Here is a 15,044-nt window from a genome sequence, read left to right on the forward strand (position 1 = left end):
TCTTCCTTACGCATAGGGATTCCAACGCCTTTCCTGTTCAATGCTCGTGTCACCTTCATGCCCCGGATACACTTCCGTATCTCCCGGAAGCTCTTTCAAAAGCCGGCGCACAGAAGTCCTCAGTGCAGAACCGCTTCCCCCGGGGAAATCGGTTCTTCCTACGGAACCGCAGAAAAGCGTATCGCCGGAAAAGAGTACCTTCTCCTCCGGAAAATAAAAGCAGCAACCTCCCGGCGTATGTCCCGGCGTATGAAAAACACGAATGGAAAATCCTGCCAGTTCCAGCTGATCCCCATCCTTCAGAAGCTTATCCGCCTGCATGGTAAACGTCTCTCCGAAAAGACCGGAAGAAAGGTTTTTATCCGCACTCCCAAGCATTTCCTGATCCGCCTCTCCCACATAAACCGGGATTCCGTAATGTTTCCGAAGCTCCGGCACTGCTCCGATATGATCTCTGTGCCCATGTGTCAGCAGAATTGCTTTTGGTGTCACGCCTTCTTCTGTGAGTTTTGCCGCCACAGCAGCCGCTCCGTCTCCCGGATCAATGATCAAAGCTTCTTTTTTGTCCGTCCGGATCATCAGATAACAGTTGGTTCTGATCGGTCCGAGATGGAGTTCCAACAGCTTTCTGTTCTTTGCTTCCTTCATCCTGTCTTCCTTTCTGTCAGCCCGTACTTCTCTCAATATCAATAACGCTCTCAACCTGACGGATCTTCGCAATGATGGAATTGAGTTCTTCTTTACTGTGTACATCAAAACTCATGGTGATCGTTGCTTTGCCCTGCTTGTTGGTTCTGGAATTGACTCCTGTCAGATCGATCTTCATTTCTGTGAGGATCTTGGAAATATCTACCAGCACGCCGGTACGGTTGTTGACATAGATTTTAATCTCTGCCGGGAACCGCTCATTGGGATTCTCGGATTCTGCCTTCTGCCACTCCGCATCGATCAGACGTGCCCTCTCTTCTGCACTCAGATTGATGATGTTGATACAGTCCGTCCGGTGGATGGAAACACCTCTTCCTCTGGTAACGAAACCGACGATCTCATCTCCAGGCACCGGAGAACAGCATTTGGAATAACGCACTGCCAGATCATGGAGGCCCTTTACCACAATGGCACTGTGGTTTTTGCTGCTGCGGTGCTCAATGTCCTGTGCATGCTCCACAACAGATTCCACCAGTTTTTCATCTGTCAGTTCTTTCTTTTTCTTCTTCTCGTAGCCCTCCATGAGCTTATTGACCACCTGGCCCTCTTTAAGGCCGCCGTGGCCAATCGCCGCAAGAATGGAATCCCAGTCCCGGAAACCGTACTTCCGCATGACAGTCTCCATGAACTCGTTCTTCAGGATGTCATTTAAAGGGATCCCTTTTGCTTTACAATAAGCCGACATGAGCTCTTTTCCTTTGATGATGTTATCATCCTTCAGCTCATTTTTAAACCACTGGTTGATCTTGTTCTTTGCCTGTGTACTCTTGACGATCTTCAGCCAGTCACGGCTGGGGCCCTTGGAATTCTGGGAAGTAATGATCTCGATCCGGTCTCCGTTCTGGATCACATAGTCAATGTTTACCAGTTTTCCGTTGACTCTTGCACCTACCATCTTATTTCCGACAGCACTGTGGATGCTGTAGGCAAAGTCAATGGGAGTGGAACCATTGGGCAGATTTTTCACGTCTCCGGCAGGCGTAAAGCAGTAAACACTCTCCGCAAAAAGGTCAAGATCACTTTTCAGAAGACCCATAAACTCCCGGTTATCAGACATGTCTCTCTGCCATTCCAGAATCTGACGGAGCCAGCTTAACTTTTCTTCCTCCTGCTGGGCTGCCGGTTTCACACCATTGGCTGCCTCTTTGTATTTCCAGTGCGCTGCAATACCATACTCAGCGGTACGATGCATCTCAAAGGTACGAATCTGTATCTCAAAAGGCTGCCCGTTAGGACCGATCAGTGTGGTATGAAGAGACTGGTACATGTTCTGTTTGGGCATGGCGATATAGTCTTTAAAACGTCCCGGGATCGGCTTATACATCTCATGGATGATACCAAGGGCCGCATAACAGTCCTTTACCGTATCCACAATGATCCGGACCGCAAAGAGGTCATAGATCTGATCCAGGGTCTTTTCCTGGTTGACCATCTTTTTGTAAATGCTGAAGAAATGCTTTGCCCTGCCGTCGATCTCCGCTTTGATACCGGCTTTATCCATCTGTTCCCGGACATCCTTTACGATGCACTGGACAAACTGTTCCCGCTCACTTTTCCTAAGAGCGATCTTCTCCACCAGCTCATAATAGACCTCCGGCTCCAGATATTTCAGAGAAAGGTCATCCAGCTCTACTTTGATCTTGGAGATACCGAGCCGGTGAGCGATCGGTGCATAAATCTCCATGGTCTCACGGGCTTTTTCTTTCTGTTTTTCCGGCTTCATATATTTCAGCGTACGCATATTGTGAAGACGGTCTGCCAGTTTGACCATGATCACACGGATATCCTTGGCCATGGCCAGAAACATTTTTCTTAAATTCTCCGCCTGCTCTTCTACTTTATCCACTTTGTAGGACAGCTGTGTCAGTTTGGTGACACCATCAACGATCACTTCTACTTCCTCACCGAATTCCTCTTTGATCTCTTCCGGTGTCATGACGGTATCTTCCACTACATCATGAAGAAGGCCTGCCACAATGCTCTCTTTATCCAGCTCCAGATCTGCCAGGATGATCGCCACACAAAGAGGGTGAATGATATAAGGCTCCCCAGACTTACGAAGCTGTCCTTTATGTGCATCGTCAGCGATATGATAAGCCTTCTCTATCATGGAAATATCTGTGGAAGGATGGTATTTCTTTACACTGTCGATCAATTCCTTATATAGAATATCCGGGCTGGTAAAATCTGCCATGGTCTTTACGCTGGCATCCGCTTTTTTCACTTCATCTACTTTATAGTTTCCGCTCTCGTCTTTTGCCATATCTATCACCGCTTTCCGTATCGTTTTTTCACAGTCTCAGACCGTTATTTTCCTTCATAGCTGATGACAGAAGCCACATCATAACCGTTCAGACGTTCTCTGCCCTTCAGACCTTTCAGCTCCATTAAAAAAATCACCTTGACAACTTCTCCACCCAGACGCTCGATCATTTTGATACAGGCCTCCACGGTTCCTCCGGTAGCAATGAGATCATCTACGATCACAACCTTCTGTCCCGGTTTGATCGCATCCTTATGCATCTCGATGGTCGCACTGCCATACTCCAGATCATAATCCTGAGAAATGGTCTCCAGTGGAAGTTTTCCTTTCTTTCTCACCGGAACGAAGGGTTTCTTTTCTTTATAAGCGATGGGTACACCGAAAATAAAACCTCTGGATTCGGTTCCGACTACCACATCAAAATCCGTGCCTTTCAGAAGATCATCCATGGAATCAATGGCCAGCTGCAGACCGTCTGCGTCATTCAGCACACTCGTGATATCACGGAAAATAATACCCGGTTCCGGAAAATCCGGAATACTTCTGACATACTCTTCAATTTTTTTCATCGTCTTGTCCTCCAGTTTTATCTAAGGCGTCTTTCCAACGCACTTTTATTTTTTATGCTGTTGTGTCCAAAAGGCATTTTCGCCACAACGGTTACCTGGGAATTTCTTTGCTGTAGAACAGCAGCTTTTGAACGCAGATAAGCATTCCCCCGCTTCAAGTGCGCGGAGCACTAAGCGGCGGGTGAGGGGGGATGCTTATGTCAGTGGGAGTTGAAAGCTCCCACTGACAGATCGCGAAGCGACTGCGTTCATGAGCAAGTAGCGAAGCGGATTGCGAATGTCCGCTTTACATCATTCGTTTCTAACTATAGTAGTATAACATCGGAAAATCATGATTGCAAGCCGAGATACACAAAAAGGCTTCATAGAACATCCCTGTTCCATGAAACCCTGCTTTCTGCATTGTCACAAAAAGAAAAAGTGCGGAAGGCGGGACTTGAACCCGCACGGTATTGCTACCACAGGCACCTGAAGCCTGCGCGTCTGCCAATTCCGCCACTTCCGCATTTTTGTTCTTATGAACTTTTCTGTGCTGTCTCTCAAGCACAGACCTATCATACAACAGGATCTCTTGTTTGTCAACACCTTTTTTGAATTTTTTATTTTTTTCGCAAATTTAAAAAATTTTGAAAAATTTGAAAAAAGTAGTTGACGAGTTGAAAAAACGATGCTATAATCTGTCTTGTTCCTGAGGAACACAAAACTTAATAAAGTCTGCGGGAGTGCTGGAATTGGCAGACAGGCTAGACTAAGGATCTAGTGTTGGCAACGACGTGTGGGTTCAAGTCCCATCTCCCGCATCCTTCTTAAAAAGTTGGATGCAGCGAACGAAATGCGGAAGTGGCGGAATTGGCAGACGCGCAGGCTTCAGGTGCCTGTGGTAGCAATACCGTGCGGGTTCAAGTCCCGCCTTCCGCATTCTTTTTTTATTTGTAACTGTTCAGAGTCAAGCAGATTTTCATGCAAAAGTGTGAATCATGCTTGCATGAATGAACACTTTTACATGGAAATCTATTTGGCGGATACGCCACACCGACGAAATGCATAGCATTTTGGAGGTGGTTCTGAATCGTTACTTTTATTTATATATATTTTCTTTACACCCTCTTCTATCTTACCATTCATTACCGTCTGCAACACTCTGTCCTCTCTTCGTGACTGACATATACAAGCAGCTCCAATCGCATCCTTAATAAAAACAAAAAAAGATTCAAAACATTCCATTTTTATTCTCCCTGAAATGTTCTGAATCTTTTGTTTCGTTTCTATAGAAGCCTGTAGGAGCACCTGTTTTTTGTATCATGATCTGCAAAAGTTTTCTCTCCCGCCCATTGCCTTACACAATAGAAACAAGAAAGATATTGAAGCAAAAAAAGAATGCGGAAGGCGGGACTTGAACCCGCACGGTATTGCTACCACAGGCACCTGAAGCCTGCGCGTCTGCCAATTCCGCCACTTCCGCATTTCGTTCGCTGCATCCAACTTTTTAAGAAGGATGCGGGAGATGGGACTTGAACCCACACGTCGTTGCCAACACTAGATCCTTAGTCTAGCCTGTCTGCCAATTCCAGCACTCCCGCGCATTCTATGAAGTTTTCTGTTCCTCACGAACATTTAGTATTATACATGCAATTGCATCATCTGTCAACTGTTTTTTTCAACTTTTTTCCATATTTTTTATTTGCAAAATTTAAACGTGCATCTATATGCAAAAAAGCCACTCTCCTACCGTACGTAGAATCCGTTTTCCTCTATGATCTCCATATCAACACAGCTCATGCGGTCGATCCAGGCATAGCTCATACGGTTCAGCCGTTCCAGAAGAGTTGTAATAGCCGCTGGATCTCCCTGCACTTCCATTTCCACACTCCCATCCCATTCATTTTTCACCCAGCCGGTAAGTCCCAGACCGGAAGCCATCCATCTGGCTCTGGAACGAAAGCCTACTCCCTGGACATTTCCATAGAAATAAAAATGCTTCCTTACTTTCTTCATATCGTTTCCTCCGGATAAAACAAAACCCGCAGCAGGCTGCGGGAATTCTTCCTATTATAAAAACATCTTTAAAACGAGCAAAACGATAAGCCGGGTTATGTCATTGGATGGTCATCTATCTAGACCTGCTGTTACCAGCAGGTTCAAGCGACCTACCTGAGACCGACGGGCCGCCGTATGTCTCTATTCGGTCTTGCTTCGAATGGGGTTTACATATGCCCCGTCTGTTACCAGCCGGGCGGTAGTCTCTTACACTGCCTTTCCACCCTTACCCGCCAAAGCGGGCGGTTTATTTCTGTTGCACTGTCCTTGGAGTCGCCTCCACCGGATGTTATCCGGCATCCTGCCCTGTGAAGCCCGGACTTTCCTCGCCTGACACCTTTCGGTCTGTCAGCCGCGACCACCTGTTTTACTCGTTATACTTCTGCCATAGAGAAAAGGCAGTCTTGCCCGGATCTCTCCGCTCAATCTGCCTTTCTGTTCAGATCACATTAAGCCAGTTTGCTTTTTGCCAGCTCTGCCAGAGTTTTGAAGCCCTCAGCATCGTTGATAGCCATATCAGCCAGGATCTTTCTGTTCATCTCAACGCCAGCCAGTTTCAGACCATACATGAATCTGCTGTAAGAAAGTCCGTTCATGCGAGCTGCTGCATTGATACGAGCGATCCAGAGCTGTCTGAACTGACGCTTTCTCTCTTTTCTTCCTGCATAGGAGCTGGTCAGAGCTCTCATGACAGACTGTTTTGCTACTCTATACTGTTTGGAACGTGCGCCTCTGTAACCTTTTGCCAGTTTCAGGGTTCTGTTATGTCTCTTCTTTGCGTTCAAGCCGCCTTTAATTCTTGCCATCTCTTAATTTCCTCCTTCAGTCTTTCGATTATAAATACGGTAAGATCTTCTTCATGTTCTTGAAGTTGGTAGCGTCCACGATCGTAGCCTTTCTCAGGTTTCTCTTTCTCTTCGTGGTCTTCTTGGTTAAGATATGGCTCTTATAAGCTTTATTTCTCTTTAATTTACCGGTTCCTGTCTTTTTGAAACGTTTTGCAGCTGCTCTGCTGGTTTTAATCTTGGGCATTCTTATGTTCCTCCTTATTCTGAATCTATCGCGGCTATGATACCGCACGGTCAAACCCGAAGGTTTTTCCCTATTTTAACTGCGTGATTAACGTTTTTCAGTTAAAAACATTGTCATATTCCGACCCTCGATCTTCGGGGGTTTATCCACGCTGGCAACATCCTTCATCTGTTCTGCGAAATCATCCAGAATGTGTCTGCTGCTCTGCATATGAGCCATCTCGCGTCCACGGAAACGCAGGGTAACTTTTACCTTGTTGCCTTTCTCGATGAATTTTCTTGCCGCTCCTACCTTGGTATTCAGATCATTCACGTCAATATTCGGTGACAGGCGAACCTCTTTGATCTCGATGGTCTTCTGTTTTTTCTTAGCTTCTTTTTCTTTTCTTGCCTGCTCATAACGATATTTTCCATAATCGATGATCTTGCAGACAGGCGGTTTTGCCGCAGGAGCAATCTTTACCAGATCAAGCTCTGCCTCTTTCGCCATCTTCATAGCATCTCTGGCAGACATAATACCTAACTGTTCTCCATTTTCTCCAATTAAGCGGATCTCTTTATCGCGGATCTGCTCGTTAATCATTAATTCGCTAATTGTTTTGCACCTCCGTACCGTTCTTTGTTCATGATGATCAGCGGACATAAAAAAAGATGGACGCGATTGTCCACCATACAAATGCCCCGTTTCAACAGGGAAATCTATAAACCGCCAGTCACTGAAGCGTGCTGAGGTGAGAGTGGACACTCTGCTTTCTTTTCTTAACCTATATTAAGATACCATAGATTTCCCTCATTGTCAACCTGTTATTTTTACTTTTTTATTTTCCGCAGCAGCAACAGAAAGTTCCGCACTGGGTCTCGTCTTTCTCTTTCGCAGAAGCACCATCGATATCAACCTTCGATGCGGTGCAGCACTGTTCTTCGTTATACTGACAGTGACAGGCTTTACAGCCCACATGAATGGTCGCACTGGGAACACCGGCACTGTCCGTCACTTCATTCCCTCTTCTTGCCATAAAGCTCTCACAGCAGGTTTCTTCCGGCTGACCCGCTTCTTTTCCTCCGACTGTGATATCTCCTTTGCTGCAGTATTCTCCTCTGTTGTAGATACAGCTCATTGCAGAACAAACTAATAACGGCATGATATTACCTCCTTTTATCCATCTGATACAAGAAATAATATCTGCCGTTATCCTTCTTTTTATTCACGATTCACGCAAATGTTTTTCTGCCTCGTGATCAGCCGCGTCGACAAAAGAAAATCTTAATGATTATGCTTCCACCTCTACCTTACGGTTCTCACGATTTTTGATCTCTTCTTTTATATCGGAAATAAATGCATCCAGACCCTTCTGGCCTTCATCACCTTTGAAACGGCTTCTTACAGATACCACGCCGTCCTCTTCCTCTTTTGCTCCGACTACCAGCATGTAAGGGATCTTCTGGAGTCTTGCCTCACGGATCTTATAGCCGATCTTCTCAGCCTTTGTATCGATCTCCGCACGGATCCCGGCTGCTTTCAGCTCTGCAAGAACCTTCTGACCATACTCCATGTATTTATCAGAGATTGGCAGTACACGTACCTGTACCGGAGACAGCCAGGTCGGGAACGCACCTGCGAAATGCTCGATAAGAATACCGATGAAACGTTCGATAGAACCAAATACCACACGATGGATCATGATCGGACGATGCTTCTCTCCGTCAGCTGCAATGTATTCCAGGTTGAAACGTAAGGGCAGCTGGAAATCAAGCTGAATGGTGCCGCACTGCCAGGTTCTTCCCAGAGAGTCCTCCAGATGGAAGTCGATCTTCGGACCATAGAATGCACCATCTCCCTCATTCACTGCATAATCCAGTCCCAGATCATCCAGTGCCGCTCTGAGCGCATCGGTAGCCATCTCCCAGTCTTCATCACTTCCCATGGAATCCTCCGGACGGGTTGAAAGCTCTACATGATATTTAAAGCCGAACAGGCTGTATACCTCATTAATAAGTTTCGCAACACCTTTGATCTCATCGCGGATCTGCTCCGGAGTCATAAAGATATGTGCATCGTCCTGTGTGAAGCAGCGTACACGCATCAGTCCGTGAAGCTGACCGGATTTCTCATGACGGTGAACCAGTCCCAGCTCTCCCATGCGCAGAGGCAGATCACGGTAAGAGCGCGGCTCAGACTCATAAACCAGAACGCCGCCCGGGCAGTTCATCGGCTTGATGGCAAAATCCTGCTCATCGATGACGGTGGTGTACATGTTCTCTTTGTAATGATCCCAGTGACCGGAGGTCTCCCACAGCTGACGGTTCAGCATGATCGGAGTGGAAATCTCTACATAACCGGCTTTGTTGTGGATCTCTCTCCAGTAATCCAGCAGCGTATTTTTCAGAACCATTCCCTTCGGCAGGAAGAAGGGGAAGCCCGGTCCTTCTTCTCTCATCATGAAAATACCAAGCTCTCTGCCCAGCTTTCTGTGATCTCTCTTCTTCGCCTCTTCGATACGGCCAAGATACTCTTCCAGATCTGCCTTCTTGGTAAATGCGGTACCGTAGATACGGGTCAGCATCTTGTTTTTCTCATTTCCTCTCCAGTAAGCGCCTGCCAGGCTGGTAAGCTTGAATGCTTTTACCGGTTTGGTATTCATCAGATGCGGTCCTGCACAGAGATCTACAAACTCACCCTGGCGGTAAAAGCTCAGCTCTGCATCCTCCGGAAGATCCTCGATCAGCTGTACCTTGTAGGGTTCTTCTTTTTCCTGCATGAACCGGATAGCCTCTTCACGGGTCATGGTGAAGCGCTCCAGACGAAGTCCTTCTTTAACAATTTTCTTCATCTCTGCTTCGATCTTCTCCAGATCCTCTCCCGTAAAAGGAGTTTCTCTGTCTACATCATAGTAAAAACCATCCTTGATAGAAGGTCCGATGGCCAGTTTTGTCTCCGGATAGAGACGTTTGACTGCCTGTGCCATGATATGAGATGCGGTATGACGGAATGCTGCCTTTCCTCCCTCATCTTCAAAGGTAAGGATGTTCAGCTCGCAGTCGGAATCCACAATCGTACGAAGGTCAACCTCCTCGCCGTTGATCTCTCCGGCACAGGCAGCCCTTGCCAGGCCTTCGCTGATGTCCAGTGCGATGTCATAAACGCTTTTTGCTTCTGCGTACTCTTTTTTAGAGCCGTCTTTCAATGTGATGATCATAATTTTCCTCCTTACAAAATTAAAAGCCCCCTGCAATCCTTCTGTTGAAAGATCACAAGGGGCGAGTTATCTTTTTCCCGCGGTTCCACCCTTATTTCTGGCATAGCCACTCATTCTGACGATAACGGTGTCAACCGGGCCGGATTGGGGCCGCTGAACGGAGCTGGTCTTCAAATGGTTCCTGCCGGGATGCTCACACCTACTCATCCTTCTCTGAGACATTCTGCCATTCTACTCGTCTCCTCGACGCTTTTCCTGACCTTGATTATAATCACCGATTTCCGGTTTGTCAACCCGTGATCTGACTTTTTTCGGAACTCACCTGCCGGACACTGTTTTCCAGTATCGTACGAATGTCTTCCGGAAGATCACTTCCCGGTACGATAAAGGTCTGCAGATAGTTATTTTCTTCCCCGTATGCGGTGATGCAGTAAATATCCTTATCGCTCTCCGGCGCGATACAGTATTGATAGGAAAGCATATCCAACAGTTCTTTTTTCTGACTGTCTGAAATGAGATCCGTTTCTCCGGCTCCCACAGCCAGAAGGTTCACTGCAACATCACTGTTTTCATACCAGACAGAAAGTTCCCTCACCTCGTCCGGATCCAGCGTTTCCGGAAAAGTAACCCCGAATTTTTCCAGCACTGCAATGGTTTTTTTAAACCGCCGGAGAATCGGATAGCCATTATCCTCATCACTGATGAGACTGGTCGGCAGTATTTCGTTTCCTGTTTCCTGTTGTTCCGGCTCATAGCTGATCGTCATATTTCCGAGAAGATCGCTGCCGGAAAGATCACTGTAGTTCAAAGTCAGAAGATCCTGTTTATAGGCTTCTGCAAATTCTTCTTTTTCCTCTTTGGAACGGAACGTGTAACTTCCGCTTCTGGCATTTACACCGTATGCCCAGATAGAAGAAATCTCACTGCTTCTTCTTCCGAAGATCGGATACATGGCTTTGATAAAGCCCGGTTTTTCATATAATTCATCCGCATTTTCCTCAAAGACCTGGCTGTCCACCGGATATGTCCGGTAAACCACCCTGCCGTTTTTCAGGTTATAGCGGATATCCACCAAAATCCGGTCTCCATCTGCCGCTTCTTCCAGTGCTGCATTTTCGCTCCCGTTCTCTGCCATGGCATAAATAGGTTCAAACTCTGTCAGCTGATAGGCATCCAATGTCTGCGTGCTGTCCTCAGTGGTGGTACTGGTACTGGAAAGCTCCGTATAAGTCATCACCTGATGATAGACATTGGAAAGCAAATTGTTATTTACAGACATGCTGGCGATCTTATCCGTATCCGGAAGATAAGAGTCATATCCCAGAAGGTCAAAGCGGAACACCAGCGCAATACCAAAGGTCAATGCAGTAACCGCCAAAAGTTCCAGTGGTTTTTTCAATACATTCCGGATATCTGTATAAAATATAAAATCCAGAACTCCTGTAAAAACCAGGATTCCAAGTGCAATCCCTCCAAAAAACCAGAGATCGCTCTGCGTATAAGAAAAGGTCTTCAGGCAGATCCCCACTCCCAGGGATGCCGCACACACTGCCAGAAGCTTAATAAGGATCCCCAGTTTCGGAAATACCACCGCATTTCCCGCCGCCTCTGTTCTTCTGTTCCGATACAGGCAGACACAGAGCATGATCTCCAACAGTAGAAACAGAATGAGAAGGATCGGTTCTCTCCAGGACATTTTCCCGGAAAGACCATTTTCCACGTACCGGTTCCACCTTTCTGTAAGATCCAGCATACAGGTGCCCGGCGAAGGATATTTTCGAAAAAGATTATTGCTTTCAGACCCCAGATACCCTGTATAAAAAGTCTTCTGAAAAAGCCGGTAAAGCCAGCTCACAACTCCTGTAAAGCCCAAAAGCACCGGTGTCAGAAGGATACCGGTCGGAAGTTTTCCCGTCATCAGCATGGCTAGCAGACATAAAAAGTAAGAAGAGAGAAAAACCAGAAGATACAGAAAAAACTTCCCCAGAACAGCTTCTACAAAACGCAGATCTGTCACATGATAGAACACTCCCATAAAAAGTTCTTCCAGCACAGCCATTCCCGCTGGCAGTGCAAAGATCAAAAAGCTTGAAACGGTTTTCAAAACCAGCCAGCTCTCCCTTTTTACCGGCAGACTGTGATAAAAATCCAGTTTCTGTCTGGAATAGATATAAGAAAATCCGGTAAATGCACAGAATGCAGCCAACAGAAACACAGCCATCGCATAATAGTTATTTCCGCTGTAGGTAAGCGCATTCAGAAAACGGCTTTCCACACCCTGCTCTCCGTAAATACTGATCATCCCCTGCACATTATCCAGAACGATCCCCGGAAAAAACAGACAGAAAAAGAGAACGGAAACCAACATAAGCCAGCTTCTCTTCTTCAGATCATCCTTTAACAGCATCGTGAATGATTTCTTTGATATCATATCCGGCAACCTCCGTCTCGCTGATAAATATTTCTTCCAGAGTCAGTGGAAGCACCTCGGAAAACACCGGATTCTTCTCCTCTATACTCATGAGAATCTCCTGTCTCGTTCCCCTGGCTATGACGGTGAGGAGCGAGCCTCTTTTTTCATATTGTACCACATTCAGTTCTTCCAGCAGTTCTTTTTCTTTTTCCGGGTCACGGATCACACATTGAAGCTTATGAATGTGATATTTCATATCTTCCAGATCTCTGGAAAGAAGGATCCCGCCTTTATGGAGAAGACCGATATGATCACAGATATCCTCCAGCTCCCGCAGACTGTGAGAAGCGATAACAGCTGAAAAATCTCTTTTTGCAAGTTCTCCCGCCAGGAGACTTTTCATAGACTGGCGCATCAGCGGATCCAGACCGTCAAAGGTTTCATCGCAGAACAGATATTTCGTTCCTGCACAGATCCCAAGAAGCATGAGCACCTGACGCTTCATCCCTTTGGAGAAGGAGGCAAGCTTTCTTTTCCGGTTCAGTTGAAACCGCTCCATGAGATCAAAAAAACGATATTCATCAAAATGCGGATACAGGATCTCATAATATTCCGCCATACTCTCACCTGTGGCATTCGGGAAAAAGTAGGCTTCATCTGAAAGAAAACAGATTCGTTCTTTGATCTTCGGATTTTCATATACATTTTCTCCGTCCACCATGACACTTCCCGTATCCGGGCAGATCACGCCGCACATGATCCGAAGAAGCGTGCTCTTTCCAGCTCCATTGGTTCCAACCAGTCCGAAAATACTCTTTTCCTGTACGGCAGCAATGACATTATTCAGGGCAGCTGTCGTAGAAAATTTTTTATTTACGCCATTTATCTCTATCATAGTTTTCTCTCATGCTTTCCTTATAAGAGTTCCGGATCATAATGAGCTCTCTCTCCGCCTACGAACTTTCTTCTCGTCCGTGCGCAGACCACTCTGGCCGCGCCAATGGTTCTCTGGCTGATCCTCACCGGCACAGCCACTCTCTTCAGATGCATGCCAATGAGCGTATCACCAATATCCATCCCCGCATGCGCCCGGATCTCCTCCACAGCCACAGGATCCCGAAAACCTGCATACGCCGCCGTAGCAAAAGAACCGCCGGCTTTCAGCTGAGGAACCACATTCACCTCTTCATAACCGTACTTCTCTGCTGCAGCCCGTTCCAGAATCAGTGCCCGGTTCAGATGTTCACAGCATTGAGCCACCAGAAAGATACCCTTTTTATCCAGTTCCGCCTTAATGCCTTCAAAAACAGCTTTTCCGACCTCTGCACTGGAATGCGTGCCGATCTTCTCTGAACCGATCTCGCTGCTGGAACAACCCACCACCAACAGTTCTCCTTCTTTCATTTTTGCCATTTCCAGAAGCTGAGCCGTCGCACTGGCCGCTTCTTCTCTGATCATTTCAAGTGTCTCCATCTTATTCCTTTCCGGCTTCCCGCCTGTCAAAGGGTAATATCCCCTTTTCCTGCTGCTTTTATCAGAGCAAAAAATTCCCGCACCAGATAATGGATCTGATAAAGAGGATCCGAAGGGGCCGCCACCCCCACTGTATGCGTGTATCCCTGTTTTTCTGCCATTTTCAATGCCCGGTAAATATGGAAGTTATTCGTCACCAGACCGATCTTTTTTTCACGGTCGATGAGTTCTCCCGTATATCTCAGATTTTCACTGGTCGTTGTAGATCGATCCTCCATAATGATCCGGTCTTTTTCAATCCCAAGCTCCAGAAGATAGTTCTCCATCGCTTCTGCCTCTGTGATTTCTTCCCCGGCTCCTTTTCCACCGGAAACCACAACTTTTGTTTCCGGATTTTTTCCAAGATATTCTGCCGCAGTATCCAGCCGTTTCTTCAATGCCCGGCTCGGGACTGTTCCCCGTACCTGTGCTCCCAAAACCACCAGATAGTCCAGTCCTGACTCTCCTTTTGCAAACATTCCGGTCATGATCAGTCCTTCGATCCCTGCGAAAACGAGAAGAAGAAGCAACAGGCAGCCACCTGCCGCCACAGACACCGTTTTCGGCAATTTCCATTTTCCAAAATGGCGGAAAAGCCCCACCATCACAGATCCTGCTCCGGCCAGCAGCCAGATCACTGAAAAATCCATGCCGACACCAAGAAGGAGCAGAAAATAAAGCAGACAAATCCCTCCAAGCACCATCCAGCCCATACCCATTCCTCCGTATGACAAAGGAAGGCGCCCGTTTTCCACAGACGCCTTCTCCCTGATTATTTATTTCTGCCGCAGCAGTATTTATATTTCTTTCCGCTTCCACAGGGACAGGGATCGTTTCTTCCGATCTTCGGTCCTTTCACAACGGTGTTTGCTTTCTTCGCTTCGATGAAGAGTTTCTTCTTGTGATCCGGCTCGAAAATCTCATCCCACATGGGCAGCTCATACAGCCAGTCAGCTTTGGCATCTACCATATTCTTGTAAAGCATCTCTTTATCAAAAGCCAGAGTCACCTCGGTATCCTCGTCCATGGTCTCGATCGGATTCGGCACCTTCAGGCTGTCATTAATACCATCCAGGAAACCAGCCATGGTCAGCACTTTGATACCATATTTCTCAGCCAGTTCTTTTACGGTTCCTTTTACTACTTCGTCCGGATTGGAAAGGAGCTTCTCATAGATTCCTTTTTCAATGAGGAAATACTCGGTCCAGAATTTCTGCAGCTGTTTTTTGTCAGTCTCCTGATTGTAGGCAATCTCACGCCATTCCTGTAATAATCCCATTTTACTTATACCATCCTTTGTTTCAAATTGATCAT

At 46.7% G+C, this 15,044-nt stretch carries 14 protein-coding genes, 5 tRNA genes and 1 other RNA gene; 2 read left to right on the forward strand and 18 right to left on the reverse strand.

What is annotated here, in order from left to right; translation table 11 throughout:
- Window positions 1-6: 6 nt before the first annotated feature.
- The 4 genes from DXA57_RS00325 to DXA57_RS00340 form a co-directional block, all read right to left on the reverse strand.
- On the reverse strand, window positions 7-648 hold the full coding sequence (locus DXA57_RS00325) for an MBL fold metallo-hydrolase (protein WP_117763950.1): 642 nt from the start codon (window positions 646-648) through the stop codon (window positions 7-9).
- Between the two features lie 16 nt (window positions 649-664).
- Window positions 665-2,971, reverse strand: a complete 2,307-nt coding sequence (locus tag DXA57_RS00330) for a RelA/SpoT family protein (RefSeq protein ID WP_117763951.1) — start codon at window positions 2,969-2,971, stop codon at window positions 665-667.
- 44 nt (window positions 2,972-3,015) lie between these two features.
- Complete coding sequence (locus tag DXA57_RS00335; protein WP_117763952.1) at window positions 3,016-3,540, reverse strand: adenine phosphoribosyltransferase; 525 nt, start codon at window positions 3,538-3,540, stop codon at window positions 3,016-3,018.
- A gap of 421 nt (window positions 3,541-3,961) precedes the next feature.
- Window positions 3,962-4,045: transfer RNA gene (locus DXA57_RS00340), tRNA-Leu, on the reverse strand.
- A gap of 211 nt (window positions 4,046-4,256) precedes the next feature.
- Between DXA57_RS00340 and DXA57_RS00345 the strand changes: the two genes are divergently transcribed.
- Both DXA57_RS00345 and DXA57_RS00350 read left to right on the forward strand, forming a co-directional pair.
- Window positions 4,257-4,340: transfer RNA gene (locus DXA57_RS00345), tRNA-Leu, on the forward strand.
- Window positions 4,341-4,374: 34 nt separating this feature from the next.
- Window positions 4,375-4,458: transfer RNA gene (locus DXA57_RS00350), tRNA-Leu, on the forward strand.
- 460 nt (window positions 4,459-4,918) lie between these two features.
- Here DXA57_RS00350 and DXA57_RS00360 read toward each other — a convergent pair.
- The 14 genes from DXA57_RS00360 to DXA57_RS00425 all read right to left on the reverse strand — a co-directional run bounded on the left by DXA57_RS00360 (window position 4,919) and on the right by DXA57_RS00425 (window position 15,009).
- Window positions 4,919-5,002: transfer RNA gene (locus DXA57_RS00360), tRNA-Leu, on the reverse strand.
- A gap of 34 nt (window positions 5,003-5,036) precedes the next feature.
- Window positions 5,037-5,120: transfer RNA gene (locus tag DXA57_RS00365), tRNA-Leu, on the reverse strand.
- Between the two features lie 145 nt (window positions 5,121-5,265).
- Window positions 5,266-5,535, reverse strand: coding sequence for an acylphosphatase (locus DXA57_RS00370; RefSeq protein WP_117763954.1), 270 nt, complete (start codon window positions 5,533-5,535; stop codon window positions 5,266-5,268).
- Between the two features lie 70 nt (window positions 5,536-5,605).
- An RNA gene (gene rnpB, locus DXA57_RS00375) (RNase P RNA component class A) lies at window positions 5,606-5,951 on the reverse strand.
- A gap of 75 nt (window positions 5,952-6,026) precedes the next feature.
- On the reverse strand, window positions 6,027-6,383 hold the full coding sequence (rplT, locus tag DXA57_RS00380) for a 50S ribosomal protein L20 (RefSeq protein ID WP_117763955.1): 357 nt from the start codon (window positions 6,381-6,383) through the stop codon (window positions 6,027-6,029).
- 28 nt (window positions 6,384-6,411) lie between these two features.
- Window positions 6,412-6,609, reverse strand: a complete 198-nt coding sequence (gene rpmI, locus DXA57_RS00385; RefSeq protein ID WP_117763956.1) for a 50S ribosomal protein L35 — start codon at window positions 6,607-6,609, stop codon at window positions 6,412-6,414.
- An 87-nt stretch (window positions 6,610-6,696) separates the two neighbouring features.
- On the reverse strand, window positions 6,697-7,191 hold the full coding sequence (infC, locus tag DXA57_RS00390) for a translation initiation factor IF-3 (protein WP_117763957.1): 495 nt from the start codon (window positions 7,189-7,191) through the stop codon (window positions 6,697-6,699).
- Window positions 7,192-7,426: 235 nt separating this feature from the next.
- Complete coding sequence (locus DXA57_RS00395) at window positions 7,427-7,750, reverse strand: DUF1540 domain-containing protein (protein WP_117763958.1); 324 nt, start codon at window positions 7,748-7,750, stop codon at window positions 7,427-7,429.
- Between the two features lie 129 nt (window positions 7,751-7,879).
- Window positions 7,880-9,805: a threonine--tRNA ligase gene (thrS, locus tag DXA57_RS00400; protein WP_117763959.1), complete on the reverse strand. Its 1,926-nt coding sequence runs from the start codon at window positions 9,803-9,805 to the stop codon at window positions 7,880-7,882.
- 289 nt (window positions 9,806-10,094) lie between these two features.
- Window positions 10,095-12,236 (reverse strand): DUF6449 domain-containing protein, encoded by a 2,142-nt coding sequence (locus DXA57_RS00405; protein WP_147345639.1) that lies wholly within the window; start codon window positions 12,234-12,236, stop codon window positions 10,095-10,097.
- Window positions 12,196-13,113 carry an ABC transporter ATP-binding protein gene (locus tag DXA57_RS00410; protein ID WP_117763961.1) on the reverse strand — a complete coding sequence of 306 codons (918 nt, stop codon included), beginning with the start codon at window positions 13,111-13,113 and terminating at the stop codon, window positions 12,196-12,198. Before DXA57_RS00410 ends, DXA57_RS00405 begins: the two co-directional genes overlap by 41 nt.
- A gap of 20 nt (window positions 13,114-13,133) precedes the next feature.
- Window positions 13,134-13,676 carry a TIGR01440 family protein gene (locus DXA57_RS00415; protein WP_243005666.1) on the reverse strand — a complete coding sequence of 181 codons (543 nt, stop codon included), beginning with the start codon at window positions 13,674-13,676 and terminating at the stop codon, window positions 13,134-13,136.
- A 41-nt stretch (window positions 13,677-13,717) separates the two neighbouring features.
- Window positions 13,718-14,443, reverse strand: a complete 726-nt coding sequence (locus DXA57_RS00420) for a YdcF family protein (protein ID WP_158571197.1) — start codon at window positions 14,441-14,443, stop codon at window positions 13,718-13,720.
- Window positions 14,444-14,502: 59 nt separating this feature from the next.
- Window positions 14,503-15,009, reverse strand: a complete 507-nt coding sequence (locus DXA57_RS00425; protein ID WP_199612639.1) for an SEC-C metal-binding domain-containing protein — start codon at window positions 15,007-15,009, stop codon at window positions 14,503-14,505.
- Window positions 15,010-15,044: the final 35 nt, after the last annotated feature.

The organism is Blautia sp. OF03-15BH, assembly GCF_003463065.1.
In the GTDB taxonomy this organism is placed as follows: Bacteria; Bacillota; Clostridia; order Lachnospirales; family Lachnospiraceae; genus Limivivens.